General features: G+C 71.1%; 15 protein-coding genes. 11 read left to right on the top strand and 4 right to left on the bottom strand.

Translation table 11 applies throughout. The annotated features are described in order from the left end of the window. Nucleotides 1–27: 27 nt before the first annotated feature. From HUT10_RS21875 to HUT10_RS21855, 5 genes are all read left to right on the top strand, one after another. On the top strand, nucleotides 28–900 hold the full coding sequence (locus HUT10_RS21875) for a PHP domain-containing protein (protein ID WP_176172935.1): 873 nt from the start codon (nucleotides 28–30) through the stop codon (nucleotides 898–900). A 1-nt stretch (nucleotide 901) separates the two neighbouring features. Continuing rightward, entirely contained in the window at nucleotides 902–1531 is a 630-nt protein-coding gene (locus HUT10_RS21870) for a MarC family protein (RefSeq protein WP_176172934.1), read from the top strand. 123 nt (nucleotides 1532–1654) lie between these two features. Then, nucleotides 1655–4117 (top strand): alpha-L-rhamnosidase C-terminal domain-containing protein, encoded by a 2463-nt coding sequence (locus HUT10_RS21865; protein ID WP_176172933.1) that lies wholly within the window; start codon nucleotides 1655–1657, stop codon nucleotides 4115–4117. 67 nt (nucleotides 4118–4184) lie between these two features. After that, a complete protein-coding gene (locus HUT10_RS21860; RefSeq protein WP_176177938.1) occupies nucleotides 4185–5036 on the top strand; it encodes a PD-(D/E)XK nuclease family protein in 852 nt (283 codons plus the stop codon). 12 nt (nucleotides 5037–5048) lie between these two features. Continuing rightward, nucleotides 5049–5729 (top strand): hypothetical protein, encoded by a 681-nt coding sequence (locus HUT10_RS21855; protein WP_176172932.1) that lies wholly within the window; start codon nucleotides 5049–5051, stop codon nucleotides 5727–5729. A gap of 366 nt (nucleotides 5730–6095) precedes the next feature. Here HUT10_RS21855 and HUT10_RS21850 read toward each other — a convergent pair whose 3' ends face one another. After that, on the bottom strand, nucleotides 6096–7394 hold the full coding sequence (locus HUT10_RS21850) for a hypothetical protein (RefSeq protein WP_217709630.1): 1299 nt from the start codon (nucleotides 7392–7394) through the stop codon (nucleotides 6096–6098). Nucleotides 7395–7420: 26 nt separating this feature from the next. Continuing rightward, nucleotides 7421–8878: a DEAD/DEAH box helicase gene (locus HUT10_RS21845; RefSeq protein ID WP_254896975.1), complete on the bottom strand. Its 1458-nt coding sequence runs from the start codon at nucleotides 8876–8878 to the stop codon at nucleotides 7421–7423. Between the two features lie 554 nt (nucleotides 8879–9432). Between HUT10_RS21845 and HUT10_RS21840 the strand changes: the two genes are divergently transcribed. From HUT10_RS21840 to HUT10_RS21825, 4 genes are all read left to right on the top strand, one after another. Next, nucleotides 9433–10086, top strand: coding sequence for a ferritin-like fold-containing protein (locus HUT10_RS21840; protein ID WP_176172931.1), 654 nt, complete (start codon nucleotides 9433–9435; stop codon nucleotides 10084–10086). Nucleotides 10087–10205: 119 nt separating this feature from the next. After that, nucleotides 10206–10436, top strand: a complete 231-nt coding sequence (locus HUT10_RS21835) for a DUF3107 domain-containing protein (RefSeq protein ID WP_013223016.1) — start codon at nucleotides 10206–10208, stop codon at nucleotides 10434–10436. Between the two features lie 103 nt (nucleotides 10437–10539). Next, nucleotides 10540–10908, top strand: coding sequence for a pyridoxamine 5'-phosphate oxidase family protein (locus HUT10_RS21830; protein ID WP_254896974.1), 369 nt, complete (start codon nucleotides 10540–10542; stop codon nucleotides 10906–10908). A 639-nt stretch (nucleotides 10909–11547) separates the two neighbouring features. Next, nucleotides 11548–12516: an IS481 family transposase gene (locus HUT10_RS21825; RefSeq protein ID WP_176172930.1), complete on the top strand. Its 969-nt coding sequence runs from the start codon at nucleotides 11548–11550 to the stop codon at nucleotides 12514–12516. Here HUT10_RS21825 and HUT10_RS21820 read toward each other — a convergent pair. Both HUT10_RS21820 and HUT10_RS21815 read right to left on the bottom strand, forming a co-directional pair. After that, nucleotides 12513–12830 (bottom strand): DUF4873 domain-containing protein, encoded by a 318-nt coding sequence (locus HUT10_RS21820; RefSeq protein WP_176172929.1) that lies wholly within the window; start codon nucleotides 12828–12830, stop codon nucleotides 12513–12515. The two genes, HUT10_RS21825 and HUT10_RS21820, sit on opposite strands and share 4 nt — an antisense overlap. Then, nucleotides 12827–13603: a TetR/AcrR family transcriptional regulator gene (locus HUT10_RS21815; RefSeq protein ID WP_176172928.1), complete on the bottom strand. Its 777-nt coding sequence runs from the start codon at nucleotides 13601–13603 to the stop codon at nucleotides 12827–12829. The genes HUT10_RS21820 and HUT10_RS21815 overlap by 4 nt, the downstream gene beginning before the upstream one ends. 68 nt (nucleotides 13604–13671) lie before the next feature. On the opposite strand from HUT10_RS21815, the gene HUT10_RS21810 reads away from it, so the two are divergent. Further along, nucleotides 13672–14580 (top strand): diiron oxygenase, encoded by a 909-nt coding sequence (locus tag HUT10_RS21810; protein ID WP_176172927.1) that lies wholly within the window; start codon nucleotides 13672–13674, stop codon nucleotides 14578–14580. Further along, the gene (locus HUT10_RS21805; protein WP_176172926.1) at nucleotides 14577–15470 is read left to right on the top strand and encodes an alpha/beta fold hydrolase; all 894 of its coding nucleotides are present in this window, start codon (nucleotides 14577–14579) and stop codon (nucleotides 15468–15470) included. The genes HUT10_RS21810 and HUT10_RS21805 overlap by 4 nt, the downstream gene beginning before the upstream one ends. The last annotated feature ends 37 nt before the right edge of the window (nucleotides 15471–15507 follow it).

Below are 15507 nucleotides of genomic sequence, written 5' to 3'. Positions count from 1 at the left end.
GGCGTGTGACGCAGCGCATCGTCGACAATGGACGGGATGCGCATCGACCTGCACGCCCATTCCACTGCCTCCGACGGCACCGACTCGCCGGCCGGGCTCGTCGCCGCGGCCGCGAAGGCCGGGCTCGACGTCGTCGCGATCACCGACCACGACACCACCGCGGGCTGGGCGCCCGCTTCCGAAGCGGTGTCACCAGGCCTGACGCTCGTTCCCGGCGCCGAGCTCTCCACGGTGTCGACCGACCCCGAGACCGGCAGGCAGATCAGCGTCCACCTGCTCGGCTACCTCTTCGACCCGACGTCCGAGCCCATCGTCACCGAGCAGACCCGGTTGCGCGTCGAGCGCCGCACGCGGCTGCGCCGGATGGCCGAGCGGATGGCCGCCGACGGCCTGCCGATCGACATCGACGAGATCTTCGGCCTGCTGCCCGAGGACTCCCCGCCCGGACGCCCCCACCTGGCGCAGGCGCTGGTCCGGGCCGGGCTGGTCAAGTCCGTCGACGAGGCCTTCGCCGACTACCTGAGCCCCCGTCGCGGCTACTACGTCGCCCGCCGGGACACGCCGGTCGAAGAGGCCATCGAAATGATCGCCGCGGCCGGCGGGGTCACGGTCATCGCGCACCCCTTCGCCTTCAGCCGCGGCGCGACCATCAGCGAGGAGACCCTCGCCGGGCTGGCCGCGCGCGGGCTCACCGGCGTCGAAGCCGACCACCCCAACCACGACGCGCCGACGCGGGCCCGCGTCCGCGAGCTGGCCGCCGAGCTCGGGCTCGTCTTCACCGGATCCAGCGACTACCACGGCACCAACAAGACGATCAAACTCGGCGAGTGCACCACCGATCCCGGGAAGTTCGAGGAACTCGCTTCGCGCGCCACGGGGTTCCAGGTCGTGAAGGGCTGACATGGCGCTCGCCGACGTCTTCGACGCGAAGCTCTTCATGAGCGCGACGATCACCTTGATCGTCATCATGGACCCGCCCGGCACCGTGCCGGTGTTCCTCAGCCTCGTCGGCCGCAAGCCGGTGGCGACCCGGGCGCGCGCCGCCCGGCAGGCCGTCCTGGTGTCCCTGCTGGTCATCAGCCTGTTCGCGATCGCGGGCCAGGCGATCCTGGCCTACCTCGGCATCGGCATCCCCGCCCTGCAGGGCGCGGGCGGGCTGCTGCTCCTGCTGATCGCGCTGCAGCTGCTCACCAGCAACGGCCACGAGCCCGAGGCGGCGGCCGACGACGTCAACGTCGCACTGGTGCCGCTCGGCACGCCGCTGCTGGCCGGGCCGGGCGCGATCGCCGCGACCATTGTGTTCGTCCGGCAGGCGGAGGGGCACGTCGGTGCGTACATCGCGCTGGCGCTGGCCATCGTCACCGTGCACCTCGTGATCTACCTCTGCATGCGCTACTCCGGTCTCGTCATCCGGCTGATCAAGGAAAGCGGCATCACGCTGCTGGCCAAGGTGGCCGGCCTGCTGCTCGCGGCCATCGCCGTGGAGCTCGTCGCGAACTCGGTCCGCGGGTTCATCGCCGGCGGGAACTGATCCGCTACCCGGGTTGTCCTGCCGGACAGGATTCGCCCGGTTCGTTGACATCGTTGGCACCGCTCCCGCAGCCTGAACCTCAGCTCAGTGGTTGAAACGATTCAACTTCGTGCGGAGGCCTCGATGAAGTGGCTCAGGACAATCCTGCCGGTGACGGTGCTGGTGGCGAGCGGCGTCGTGGCCGCGCCCGCCGGCGCCGCGCCCGGCTGGCAGCAGTACGTCGTCGCCCCGTCGAGCCGGGACGTCCGGCCGGTGCAGGTGCTGTCCACCACCGGGGACGTCACCAATCCCGGCGGCCTGCTGGGGCGCGGGGTGGCGACGTTCAAGCGGCAGGCGCCGCCGCCGAAGCCGGTCTGGCCCGCGGGCACCACCGCGGCCGCGTCGTCGTTCCACGCGCCGAACAACGGCGGGAACGGGCAGCCGCGGACGTACGACCCCGGCAACGCCGTCGACGGCAACACCGAGACGTTCTGGAACGACGACACGCTCGGGGCCTACCCGGACGTCCTGACGATCACCGCGGGCGCGCCGGTCGCGTTGCCCGGCGTCACCGTGCTGTCCAATGTGGACGGCGTGCCGCAGGACTTCACCGTCGAGGTGCTGGACGCGGGCGCGTGGCGCGTGGCGGCTTCCGTGACCGGCAACACGGCCGTGCAGCGCGCGGTCACCTTCGACCGGCCGGTGACGACCGCGCAGGTCCGGATCACCGTGACCGAGGACCAGAACACCCCTTCGGGCGAGTTCAGCCGCGTCGCCGAGGTCTGGCCCGGCGTGGTCGCCGACCCGCCGGTGCCGACCGCCGTCGTCGACTTCGGCAAGGTCGTCGCCGGGTACCCGAAGATCGCCTTCGCGGGTGCTTCGGCGAACCGGCCGGGCGTCCGGCTGGCGTTCTCCGAGACCCGGCAGTACCTGGGCGAACGCTCCGACTTCACCCGCTCGGACTTCTCCGGCGGCCCGGGCACCGACCAGTTCGCCGTGCCCGCGGCACCGACGGTGTGGCGCGACACGAAGGGCTGCCTCTCGGGGAACCAGGTGTGCGCGGACGGCCTGCACGGCTTCCGCTACCTGCGGATCAGCCTGGACGCGCTGGCCTCGGACGCGCCCCTTGCGCAGCCGTCGGGCGAGGTGCGGATCAGCGGCGTCTCGCTCGACTTCACGCCGTTCCTCGGCACGCCGTCGACCTACCGCGGCTGGTTCGAGTCGTCGGACGCCGAGCTGAACCGGTACTGGTACGCGGCGTCCTACACGAACGAGCTGGGCATGGACACCTTCCGCGAGTCCGATGTGGACCCTCGCGGCGCGTTTTCGCCTTCGCTGGACGGGAAGCTGGTGCTGCACGACGGCGCGAAGCGCGACCGTGACCCGTACGTCGGCGACGTCGCCGTCTCCGGCCTGACGCAGTACCTGACGCACCAGGACGGCACGGCCGCCCGGAACGTCCTCGCCGACCTGGCCGACCACCAGCGCGCGGACGGCTGGATCCCGCCCGCGTCGATCAACGGCTACACGCTGCCGCTGTTCGACTATCCGCTCTGGTGGGTGACGTCGAGCTGGGACTACGTGCTCTACTCGGGCGACACCGCGTACGCGGCTTCGTACTACCCGCATCTGGTGAAGACGCTCGACAGCTGGTACCCGTCGGTCACCGATTTGCGCGGGTTGCTCGCGAAGGGCCTCAACGGCACCGGCGGCTACGGTGACTACGCGTTCCTGCCGCGTACGGGCGAAGTGACGTACTACAACGCGTTGTACGTCCGAGCGCTTCAAGGGGCAGCCGGTCTCGCGCGCGCGACGGGGCACCCGGGCGACGCGGACCGGTGGCTTTCGCGGGCTTCGGCCGTCTCGGCGGCAGTGAACGCTCATCTGTGGGATCCGGCGGCGGGCGCGTACCTCGACTCGGCGACGGGCGCGGTGCGGCACGGCCAGGACGGCAACAGCCACGCTGTTTTGGCCGGTATCGCGTCTCCCGCCCAGGCCGCTTCGGCGCTGGCACGGCTCGCCGCGGGCGCGTTGCCGTACGGGAACCCGTTCATGGACAACGACACTCTGGTGGGCGACGGCACGAAGCGCGTGTACGCGTTCACGTCGTTCCCCGAGCTGCAGGCGCGGTTCCGGACCGGGCAGACGGCATCGGCGATCGACCAGATCAAGCGGATGTACGGCTGGATGGCCACGCACGACCCGGGCATCACGGCGTGGGAGGGCATCGGCGAAGGCGGCTCGCACTACGAGCAGGGGTACACGTCGGCCGCGCACGGCTGGTCGACCGGGGTCGTGCCGGCGTTGACGAACGAGCTGCTGGGTGTCTCGCCGACGTCGCCGGGGTTTGCGACCTGGACGGTTTCGCCGCACCCTGGTTCGGTTTCGTGGGCGCGGGGAGCGGTGCCGACGCCGAAGGGGACGTTGTCGGCTTCGTGGTCCCAGCAGGGTTCGGTGTTCTCGCTGACTGCCACCGCTCCTCGCGGGACTTCGGGAACGCTGGTGGTCCCTGGTGGCCGGCTGGTGCTCCTCGACGGGAGGCCGATCCGCGCGGCGGGTCCGCTGACCGTTTCCGGTGGTACGCACACGGTGTTGGTCGTGCGGTAGGGACTTCACGGGTGCCGCGCGGAAAGTGTCGGTGGTGGTGCGTAGCGTGGCACCCGTGAAGGAGCAGATGGGCTTCGACTTCGGCGTCGCGCAACCGGTGCGGCTCACGAAGGTCTCGCCGGCGCGGCTGGCGACCTTCGACGACTGCCCGCGCCGGTACCGCCTCGCGTACCTGGACCGGCCGACCCCGCAGCGCACCGGGCCGTGGGCGCACAGCACGCTGGGCGCGGTGGTGCACAACGCGTTGCGGGCGTTGTTCGACCTGCCGGTGCTCAAGCGCGTGCCGCAGCGGGCGGTGGCGCTGGTGGCCGAGTTCTGGAAGGACGCGGGCTTCGAGAGCGAGGAACAGGCGGCGCGGTACCGGGCGAGGGCGAAGGGCTGGGTGGCGGAGTACGTCGAGGACAACGACGTCACGCACGACCCGGTGGGCCTGGAGCGCTGGGTGTCGGCGCCGGTCAGCCCCACGCCGGGGGAGCGGCCGTCGATGATCATCGAGGGCCGCGCCGACCGCATCGACGCCCGTTCCGGGGAGCTGGTGATCGTCGACTACAAGACGGGCCGCCGCCCACCGGACGAGTACGAAGCCCGCGCCTCGCAGGCGCTCGCGCTGTACGCGGTGGCGGCGGCGCGGACGTTGCGCGTGCCGTGCACAACGGTGGAGCTGCACCACGTCCCGACGGGCACGATAGCGGCGGCGGAGCACACCCCGGAGAGCTTGCAGAGGCACTTGCAGCGAGCGGGAGAGACGGCGGCAGACCTCCGGCTGGCCACGGATACGCTGGAGGCGGGCGGCGACGGAGAGGTCCTGTTCCCACCCCGCCCGGACCGCCGCTGCGCATGGTGCGACTTCAGGCCGAGCTGCGCGGCGGGCCAGGAGGCGGCCCCGCAGGCCCAGCCCTGGGACCTGCTGGCGCCCTGAACGGGAGGGAAAGTGGCTTCACCGGACACCGACGAACTGCCCACCACCCCCAACCCGGCCCAGCAGACCCCACCTGGGGAGCGCACCGAGGCCGGTCAGGCGCCGGCCGGCGCAGCGGCGGAGGCGCGGGCCGAAGCTGATGTGCCGACAGCGCGGCAGGACCACAGCGGGACCGCCCAGGCCGGGCGGCGGGACCAATCCGGGCATGGGTCGGTGGGCGCTGCGGACCGGTCGCGGGTCGCCGGGCGACCTGCGGCCGATGTGCCGGCGGCCCGGCAGGACCACGGCGGGACCGAGCAGGTCGGGGTTGCCTCGCCGGGCGCCGAGGCGATGCCGGAGGCCGAGGCGCCGACGGTTGAGCAAGAGCGGGTCGAGCCCGCTGATGTTTCCCCGGACACCGCGGCGGACGCGCCGGCTCGGCCGGGTGGGCGCTGGTGGCGTGGGTTCACCGGCTCGCTGGCCGCCGGGCTCGCGGTGCTCGCGGTCGGGGTGCTGGTCGTCGGTGTCGTGTGCCTCTTCACGGACGCGCCCGGCCCCGGCCCGATCCTGCTGATCGGCCACCCGATCGCGGCGGTGCTCGCCGTATTGGCCCAGCGAGTCGCCGATCGCCGCGACGGGCCTCAGGCCGTGGGCGCGGGCCTCGCGGTGGTCCTGTTCACGGTCTCCGCGCTGACCATGTTCTGGCTCGCCTGACCCCATCCTCGCGAGTTCCGCCCCCAATCACGCCAGTCCCGCCCCCGATCACGCGAGATACCCCTCCAATCACGCGAGATGCCCGCCCAAGCACGCAAGATGCCCCTCGGCGCACGCCCCGGGCCGGGTGTTCGAGACCCGAGCTCACGTGATCGGGGCCGAGACTCGCGTGATCGAAGCCGGATCTCATGTGATTCGGAGCCGAACTCGGCCGAACCAGCCCAGACTCGCGCGACCAGCGCCCGACCGGCATGTCTGGAGACCGGACTCGCGTGACTGGAGGCGAGACTCGCGTGATTGGGCGGGGATCTCGTGTGTCTGGTGGGGCATCTCGCGTGATTGGCGAGGCATCACCGACGGAAAGGCCTACTTGAGGGCGACCAGGGTCGGGCCGCGCTGCTCGAGCAGGACCGGGCCGGCCGCGGACAACCGGACCACCCCCGTGTACCCGCGGCGCTCGACACCCACCGTCCGGACCGTCGAGCCGTCGTTCTCGTTCAGTACCGCCAGCCCGCCCTTGATCGGGACCACCAGTTGCTGTGCGAACGTCACCCCCGGCCCCATCGCGCTGCTCAACGTCCACCGCGGCGACAGGTCGTCGCGCGACAACGCCACCAGCTTCGAGCCGCTGAACCAGTACATGTTCGTCGTCGTCTGGGTGGTGGCCTCGGCTCCGCTCGGCGGTTCGGCCGCCAGGTCTGCCTGCGGGACGTCCACCGGGTACGCCGCCCGCTGGGTTCCGTCGCCGTTGTAGACCACCAGGAGCTTCGGGTCCGGCAGGACCACCGCCGTCAGGTCGCCCGACATCGCGATCACGCGGGCGTGCTTGCTCGCCAGCACCGTGCTGAAGCTGACCTGCGGCTCGTCGTCCTTCTCCGGCGCCGCCTTGTACACCGTCAGGCGGTCCGCCGGGTCGCCCGGGCAGCGCTCGATCACGCCGATCTTGCCCGATGACGCCGCCAGCGTTCCGTACGTGCAGCCCGTCCGCGGCTGCTTGCCCGCGTTGACCAGCGCCGGGACCTCGCCGTACTCCGCGCTCTGCACCAGGTCGTCGCGCCAGGTCGTGAGGAGCTTCTTGCCCGTCGCCGTCACGTGGGAGCCGTCGTCGACCAGCTGGGTGCCCAGCTCCGCGTTGCCGTTGCGCTGCGCCGTGATCCGGCCCGTCGCCGGGTCCAGCTGCGTGACTTCGCTGCAGTTGCGGCTCTTGTGGTACACGGCGTTCAGCCGCCCCCACACCGTGTCGAGCGTGCACAACGGCAGGTCACGCGTGTAGTGCCAGCGCACCTGCCCGGTGAGCGGGTCGCGGGCGGCGACCTCGCCGCCGTCCGCGGTGGCCACCGAATCGCCCGCCACCACCGGGACCGGCGTCGCCCCGCTGGGGGCGCTCCAGATCTCCGCCAGCGACCCCGGCACCTTGTCCGGGGCCGCGGGCAACGGCGGGGGCGGTGCCGCCTGGGTCCGGTCGGTGGCCGCGCTGTCGCTCGTCGCGCCGATGACCAGCGCGACGGCGAGCACCACCACCGCGATCAGTGCGGCGACCACCCTGTCCCGCCCGCGGTTCCACGGCGAACGACGCGCCTTGACCCGCGGGGCGGGCGGAGTGCTCTCGGGAGTGTCCTCGAGTACGTCCTCGGACCCGAAGTCCGCCTTTTCGACGTCGCTCACGTACCCGAACCCCCGATGGAGAAGCCTCAGTCTGCCGACGCAGGTGTATCAGACGTGGCGGCCGGACGGCGACGGCGGCGTCGGCGAGCCGGACGCTCGGCGTTCTCGCCTGCCTCCTTCTCGACGGCCGGACCAGTCGCCTCCGGGGCGTTGCCGCTGCGGGTGCGCCGGCGCGCCCGGGTGCGGCCCTCCGAAGGGGCCTCCTCCGAAGAGGGAGCCGCAGCCGCGTTGTCCGCGGCCTCGATCGCCTCCGCCGCCCGCGAGCCGCCGCGGGTCCGCTTGCGCGGGGCCCGGGTGCGCTTGCGCGGCGCGTCCTCCGAGGCGGGCTCGCCGCGGCGACGGCCGCGCTTCTTGCCGCCCAGGTCCTCTTCCTCCTCGGCGGCCAGTCCGGCGCGGGTCCGCTTGGCCAGCGGCAGCCGCCCGGTGGTGCCCTCCGGGATGCCCAGGTCCTCGTACAGGTGCTTCGACGACGAGTACGTCTCCACCGGCTCCGGCATGTCCAGGCCGAGGGTGTCCGAGATCAGCTTCCAGCGCGGCTCTTCGTCCCAGTCGACCAGGGTGACCGCGACGCCGGTGCGCCCGGCGCGGCCGGTGCGGCCGATCCGGTGGACGTAGGTCTTCTCGTCCTCCGGGCACTGGTAGTTGATCACGTGCGTGACGTCGTCGATGTCGATGCCGCGGGCGGCGACGTCGGTCGCGACCAGCACGTCGACCTTGCCCGAGCGGAACGCGCGCAGCGCCTGCTCGCGGGCGCCCTGGCCCAGGTCACCGTGCACGGCGGCGGCCGCGAAGCCGCGCTCGACCAGGTCGTCGGCCACCTTCTGCGCGGTGCGCTTGGTGCGGCTGAAGATCATCGTGAGGCCGCGGCCCTCGGCCTGCAGCGCCCGGGCGATGACCTCGGGCTTGTCCATCGAGTGCGCCCGGTAGACGAACTGGGTGGTGCGCTCGTGGACCGCGCCGGCGTCGTTCTCCTCGGCGCGGATGTGCGTCGGCTGGTTCAGGAACGTGCGGGCCAGCGTGATGATCGGGCCGGGCATGGTGGCCGAGAACAGCATCGTCTGCCGCTCGTCCGGGACCATCCGGAGGATGCGCTCGATGTCGGGCAGGAAGCCCAGGTCGAGCATCTCGTCGGCCTCGTCCAGCACGAGCCCGCGGACCTTGCCCAGCACCAGGTGCTGCTGCTCGGCCAGGTCGAGGAGGCGGCCCGGGGTGCCGATCACGACGTCGACGCCCTTGCGCAGCGCCTCGATCTGCGGCTCGTACGGGCGGCCGCCGTAGATGGCCAGCGTCCGGATGCCCAGGTGCTTGCCGGCGCCCTTGAGGTCGTTGGCGACCTGGATGCACAGCTCGCGGGTCGGCACCACGACCAGCACCTGCGGGGTGCCGTCGCCGGGGACCTGCACGCGGTGCAGCAGCGGGACGCCGAAGCCGAGGGTCTTGCCCATGCCGGTGCGGGCCTGGCCGATGAGGTCGTCGCCGGCCATGGCCAGCGGGAGCGTCAGCGCCTGGATGGCGAACGTGCGCTCGATGCCGGCTTCGCCGAGTGCCTTGACGATCTCCGGCTTGACGCCGAAGGACGCGAAGGTCGGGGCCTCGGGCTCGACCTCGACGCCCGCCTGCAGCGGGTGCGAGGTGTCGAGCGCGGCCGGGCCGGTCTCGCTGTGTTCCAGCGCGACGGCGGGGGGCTGTTCGGTTGTGGGAATTTCTGCGGTCAGGGTGATCGCCTCTCTCGTGACCAGCGCGCACCGCCGTTGGTCCGCTCGACACTCGACCGGGAGTAAACCCTGGTCCCTGGCGCTGATCTGGAGCGCGGAACCGGTCCGTCCCGGGAATGCCGGAAGAGGCGTGCACGCACATTGCAGTACGTCGGCAGGCCTCGTGGCCTGCCTGTTTCCCGACGCCGGTATGGCGTACGGAAGCTCGTTGTCGTGTGCCAGTGTACCTGGTCAGCAGTTTTTCGACAGTACCCGGCGCGCCGGAACCAGTGTGATCGGTCTCGTCCCGACACGCCCGGGTGCTTCGGCGATACCCTGCCCCCGTGACCGAGCCGAAAGAGATCTCCGAAGGCGTAGTCGACCTTCTGGGTGTGATCGCCTACCTCGAACTGTCCGCGTTCGACCGGCTGGCGGAGGACGCGCGCAGCGCCCCCACGCTGGCCGGCCGCGCCGCGCTGGCGACCATGGCGGCCGCCGAGATCGGTCACTACGGCCTGCTCGCCCAGCACCTGGCCGCGCACGGCGTCAAGATCGAGGACGCCATGGCGCCGTTCGTCGCCCAGGTGGACGCCTGGCACGCTTCGACGCCCCCGAAGTCGTACCTGGAATCGCTGGTCAAGGCCTACGTCGGCGACGGGCTGGCGGCCGACCTCTACCGGGAGATCGCCAGCTGGCTGGACCCGGAGACCAAGGACCTGGTGCTGACCGTGCTGGCCGACACCGGCCACTCGGCCTTCGCCGAACGCGAGGTCGCGGCCGGCATCGAGGCCGACCCGAAGACCCGCGACAAGCTCGCCCTGTGGGGCCGCCGCCTGCTCGGCGAGGCCCTGACCCAGGCCCAGTACGTCGTCGCCGAGCGCGACGGGCTGGCCGAGCTCATCATCGCCGGCTCGGGCGACCTCTCCGGAATTGCGGCGCTGTTCCGGCGGTTGCAACAGGGGCACACGAAGCGCATGCAGGCGCTCGGCCTGGGCTGAACCCGATGGAGTACCCGGAAGTGACGACGCGGTCGGGCGCGGACATGCGCCACCGGAACGAGCCGGTTCGGTTAGCCTTGGCCGGCACATCCCTTACGAATTTCCAGCGGAGGTCCCACGTGGAGGTCAAGATCGGCATCAAGGACACGCCGCGCGAGCTGGTGGTGTCCAGTGGCCAGTCTCCCGAAGAGGTGGAGAAGCTGGTCGCCGAGGCCCTGACGGCCGGTGACGGGCTCTTCCGCATCAACGACGAGAAGGGGCGCAAGTACATCGTCCCGTCCGACCGCATCGCGTACGTCGAGATCGCCCCGTCCGACGTCCGCAAGGTCGGCTTCGGCGTCGGCGACTGACTCGTTCCCGGCGGGAAGGCTGCCCCGCAGGGCGGCCTTCCCGGTTCACCGGATTGTGCTGTTTTCCTTGGAGTGTCGCTTTTCCGCGACCTAGCTTCGCCCGGTGACCACTCTCGAACAGGCCGCCGTCGCGGATCTCGTGCGGAACACCCTCTCCGCGCACAAGTCGTTGTTCCTCGCCACCTCGGGCCGGTCCGGGCCGTGGGTGGGCGGGGTCTACTTCGCCGAGAGCGGCGAGTTCACCCTCAACCTCGTCCTCGAAGACCGCGGCCGCACGCTGGCCGCCATCCGGGAGAACCCAGTGGTCTCGGTCGTGGTTTCGACAGGCTCGCCGATGCAGCCGTTCCTGCAGGCCCAGGCGTCGGCGGAGATCCTCGGCGGGCCGAGGACGCGCGGGTGCGCGAACTGCTCGTCGCGAAGGTCCCCGAGGCCGCGCCTTTCCTGGCCGCGCCGGTCACGGCCGTCCGGCTGAGCGTGCCGAAGTGGCGCGCCACGGACATCGCGAACGGCGTGCTGCCCGGTGTGGAACTGCCGGGACCCCGCCTGCCCTAGACGCTCGGTTGGTGGTCGGGTGAAGTCTTCAGATCACGGAGCTGGGTGGTCATCCCGTCGCCTGAGGCCGTCAAATCACTTTGAGCCGGGCCCGCAACCGAGAGCGCGAGGTGGGCTGGCTACGCAAGCTTGCGGGCCCGGCTCAAAGTGATAGGCCTCAATCAGGCGACGGGATGACCACCCAGCGACCCAACTCGATGACCGGCGGCCGGGAGCGGTAGTTGTGGTCATCCCGGAGCCTGCCTGTCCGGCGAGGACGCTTTTGTCTTTAGAGCCGCAGCTTCTTCTCCTACCGCGGTAGAGCTCTGCCGCGGCACGGGAGCGGGTCTGGTGAGGTGTTTGGTTGCCTTGCGTTACCGGCCGCCGGTTCGCGTCGACGAAGCACCCCCGAGAGGTGCGCGTCGACGAATCATCCGAGCGGGAACAGCCGAGTGACCGTCTAGGTGTAGTGACCATGGACGTTGTTGACCGTTGAGCGGCGCGTCGGGTTGATCAAGGCGAAGACCTCCGTGTGTGGTGCTGGTGTCTGACGCCATCACCGAACACGACGGAGGTCTTCGTGTCCCACCGTAATGCCCGGTTGACCCTGCACGGCCGCCGGTTGCTGATCGACCGGGTCACCGCGGGACGCCCGGTCGCCCATGTGGCCGCCGAACTCGGGATCTCCCGTGCGACCGGGCACAAATGGGTCCGCCGCTACCGCCAGCACGGCGAAGCCGGCCTGCACGACCGTTCCAGCAGGCCCCACCACACGCCCACCCGTCTCCCGGAGCGGACCGAGCAGCAGATCCTTGACCTGCGTCGGAACCGACGTCTCGGCCCGGCCCGCATCGCCGGCATCCTCGGCATGCACGCCTCGACCGTGCACCGCGTCCTGACCCGCCACCACCTGCCGAAACTGGCCTGGCTGGACCGCCCGACCGGACAACCGATCCGCCGCTACGAACGCGCCCGGCCCGGCGAGCTGCTGCATGTCGATGTGAAGAAACTCGGCCGGCTGCGCGAGGGCGGCGGCTGGCGAGCACACGGCCGCGACAGCCTCGAACGCCGCCGCGCCCGCTACGGAGCCCGCGTGGGTTACGAGTACGTCCACTGCGCCATCGACGACCACACCCGCATCGCCTACGCCGAAATCCACCCCGACGAAACCGCCGCCACATGTGCTGGGTTCCTCCGCCGCGCCGCCACTGCCTTGGCTGAGCTGGGCGTCGACCGGATCGAACGAGTCATGACCGACAACGCCCTGGCCTACCGCCGCTCCCACGCCTGGCGTGACGCCCTGGCCAGCATCGGCGCCGAAGCCCGCTTCACCCGCCGCTACCGGCCGCAAACCAATGGCAAAGCCGAACGCTTCAACCGCACCCTCGCCGAAGAATGGGCCTACGCCCAGCCCTTCACCAGCTCACACCACCGCGCCGAAGCCCTGCCAGAGTTTCTCCACCGCTACAACCATCACCGAGCTCACACCTCACTCGGCGGAAAGCCACCTATCACCCGCGTCAACAACCTCACGGGGCACTACATCTAGGCGTTCAGTTCTTCCAGCGTCGTCGGGACGTGGAACGGCGGCGTGCTGGTGCCCGTGATCCGGTACCGGCCCCACGGGTCCGGGTCCGACAGCTCGCCCGTCGCCGAGTGCTCGCCCGCCTGGATGGTGACGGCCTTCTTCTTGCCGCCCGCCAGGCGGGTCAGCTCCTCGTTCACCGCCACCCGGCCGTACCAGCGGTAATAGCCGTCGATCGGCTGGAAGTAGCCGCGCAGCTCGACCGTCACCGGGAGGGAAACCCCGTCGACCACCAGGGTGGCCGAGCCGCTGTAGCCGTCTTCGTCGTGCTCGCTCATGAGGTCTCCTCCAGGGACTCCGATGACTCCGGGGTGCGGCCCAGCTGGACCACCTTGTTGGCTTCCAGGGGCTGGTTCGGGTCGATGACCACGCCGTTCTGGCGGGTCAGGCCGTCGATGGCCGCCCAGATGATCTGCGTCAGGTACTCCACGACCGCGTCGCGGCTCATCGAGCGGCGGTCCAGCCACCACTCGCCGGTGTTCTGGACCATGCCGACGATGCCGTGCGCCCACGGCTCGGCCGCGCCGGAGTCCATGTTGAACATCCGCATGTAGTCGCCGAGCAGGGCGGTCAGCGCGCTCGCGATCAGTTCCTTGTCCTCGGCCACGACGTCCGACGACACCGGCTTCTCCGGCCGCCCGTGCGCCAGCAGCCGGTAGAGGTTCGGGTGCTCTTCGATGACCGTGAAGAACGCGTCGAGGGCCATCCGGATCCGCGGGACCGGCGCCAGCTCGGCGTTGATCGCCGGGATCAGCCGCTCGAAGAGGATTTCCGTGCCGCGCTGGCCGAGGGCCACGTACAGGTCGGCCTTGTCGTCGAAGTGCCGGTAGAGCACCGGCTTCGTGACGCCGGCCTCCGCGGCGACGTCCTCCATGCCGAGGTCCGGGCCGTGCGTGTCGAGTGCCCGCAGCGCCGCCTCGACGAATTCCTTGCGCCGGGCGATGCGGTGCTTGCGCCACCGGTCGCGCCGGGCGTCGCCGGTCGCTTCGTCGCTGCGGGAGGACTTGCCGGCCTGCTTGGTGCGCTTGACACGTTCGATCACCAGGGTCATGCTACGCAGAGGTAACTGTTACCTCAAGTTACACATCTCGAACGAGTGCGGCGGAAGGGGTGTCGGCAATGACGCGGACGCTGAAGGAACCGGATCGCGAAAAGACCGCGGACCGCCTGCTGAAGTCGTCGGCGAACAAGTTCTACGACCCCGACGTCGACATCGACTGGGCCGCGCCGCTGGTCGAGGGCAAGCGGTTCATCCTCGAAGAGCGGTCTTCGCTCTACGGCACCGAATTCTGGGAGAAGCTGACCCCGGAGCAGCGCATCGAGCTGGGCAAGCACGAGGTCGCGAGCGTCGCGACCACCGGCCTGTGGTTCGAGATCCTGCTGATGCAGATGCTGCTCAAGGAGGTCTACGAAGAGGACCCGACGTCCGCGCACGCCCAGTTCGCGCTCACCGAAATCGCCGACGAATGCCGGCACTCGACGATGTTCGCGCGGATGGCCGCGCGGATCGGCTGCCCCGCCTACGGCCCGGTGCCGTGGCTGCGGAAGCTCGCGAAGCTGATGCCGTCGATCTCCTACGGCCCGGCGCGCTACGGCGCGATCCTGGTCGCCGAGGAGGTCCTCGACCGGCTGCAGCGCGAGCAGATGAACGACGAAGGCGTCCAGCCGCTGGTCCGGATGGTCAACCGGATCCACGTCCTGGAGGAGGCCCGGCACGTCACCTTCGCCCGCGAAGAGGTCACGCGCGGCATGGCGAAGCTGTCGAAGGCCGAGATCGCCTACCAGCAGTTCATCATCGCGGTGATCTCCTACTTCGTGACGCGGGCGTTCATCAACCCCGACGTCTACAAGGCGGTCGGCATCCGCCCGCGCGACGGCGTCGAGGCGGCGCTGAACAACCCGCACTGGCAGGGGACGATCGCCTGGGCCGGGGAGAAGATCATGCCGTTCCTGCAGGAGTCCGGCCTGGTCGGGCTGCCGGGAAAGTACTTCTGGCGCAAGTCGTTCCTGCTCCCGGCGGGCCGATGACCGCCGTCCTCTCGCCCGGGCCGCGGTTCGTGGCGAGTGACGGCGCCGCGCTCAACGTCGTGTCCTCGGGGCCGGCCGATTCGGCGATCACGCTGGTTCTCGTGCACGGCTGGACGCAGGACCACCGGACCTGGGACTTCGTCCTGCCGCACCTCGACCCCGGCGTGCGCGTCCTGCGCTACGACCTGCGCGGCCACGGCGGCTCGGCGCCCGCCCGGGCCGGCGGGGCCACGATCGCGCGGCTGGCCGACGACCTCGCCGAGCTGATCGCCGACCGGGTGCCGGACGGGCCGCTGGTCCTGGCCGGGCACTCGATGGGCGGCATGACGCTGATGGTGCTCGCCGAACGGCACCCGGAGCTGGTGGCCGGCCGGCTGGCGGGTGCGGCGTTCGTGGCGACGTCGTCCGGCGACATGGACAAGCTGACCCTCGGCTTCCCCGGGCTGGTCGGCCGGAGCGTGACGCGGTTCGAGCCGCGGGTGGCGAAGCTGCTGGCGGGACTCCGGAGCGACACGCTGCGGCTGCGGCCGGGCATGGTCCGCTCGGGCGCCCGGCGGCTGGTGTTCGGCGCCCGCCCGGGGCGCGAGCAGGTGGACAGCGTCGTCGAGCAGCTGCTGTGCGCGCACCCGGCGAGCGCGGGGATGTTCCTGGACGCGATCGCGGCCCACCGCGGCGTCGGTGGACTGGGCGCGCTCTGCGACGTGCCGTCCGTGGTGCTGGCGGGGGAGAAGGACCGGCTGTGCCCGCTGCCGCACGCGAAGGTGATCGCGGACGAGCTGCCGCACGCGGAGTTCGTCCGGTTCCCCGGTGCCGGGCACATGCTGCCGCAGGAACGGCCGTACGAGGTGGCGCGCCGGATCAGCGCTCTGGTCCGCGCCGCCGCCCGCTGATTCCCGCCGGAGGCGGCACTTCCACCGGGGAGTGCCG

The sequence above is a fragment of the Amycolatopsis sp. Hca4 genome, from assembly GCF_013364075.1.
GTDB lineage: Bacteria > Actinomycetota > Actinomycetes > Mycobacteriales > Pseudonocardiaceae > Amycolatopsis.
Note: the sequence above shows the minus strand (reverse complement) of the source record. Positions and strands in the feature narration are given on the sequence as shown.

Bases quoted from the DNA above. Each gene is read 5' to 3' on its own strand.
- HUT10_RS21875 (WP_176172935.1), top strand. From the start codon at position 28: ATGGACGGGATGCGCATCGACCTGCACGCCCATTCCACTGCCTCCGAC.
- HUT10_RS21870 (WP_176172934.1), top strand. From the start codon at position 902: ATGGCGCTCGCCGACGTCTTCGACGCGAAGCTCTTCATGAGCGCGACG.
- HUT10_RS21865 (WP_176172933.1), top strand. From the start codon at position 1,655: ATGAAGTGGCTCAGGACAATCCTGCCGGTGACGGTGCTGGTGGCGAGC.
- HUT10_RS21860 (WP_176177938.1), top strand. From the start codon at position 4,185: ATGGGCTTCGACTTCGGCGTCGCGCAACCGGTGCGGCTCACGAAGGTC.
- HUT10_RS21845 (WP_254896975.1), bottom strand. From the start codon at position 8,878: ATGGCCGGCGACGACCTCATCGGCCAGGCCCGCACCGGCATGGGCAAG.
- HUT10_RS21820 (WP_176172929.1), bottom strand. From the start codon at position 12,830: ATGAGCGAGCACGACGAAGACGGCTACAGCGGCTCGGCCACCCTGGTG.
- HUT10_RS21815 (WP_176172928.1), bottom strand. From the start codon at position 13,603: ATGACCCTGGTGATCGAACGTGTCAAGCGCACCAAGCAGGCCGGCAAG.
- HUT10_RS21810 (WP_176172927.1), top strand. From the start codon at position 13,672: ATGACGCGGACGCTGAAGGAACCGGATCGCGAAAAGACCGCGGACCGC.
- HUT10_RS21805 (WP_176172926.1), top strand. From the start codon at position 14,577: ATGACCGCCGTCCTCTCGCCCGGGCCGCGGTTCGTGGCGAGTGACGGC.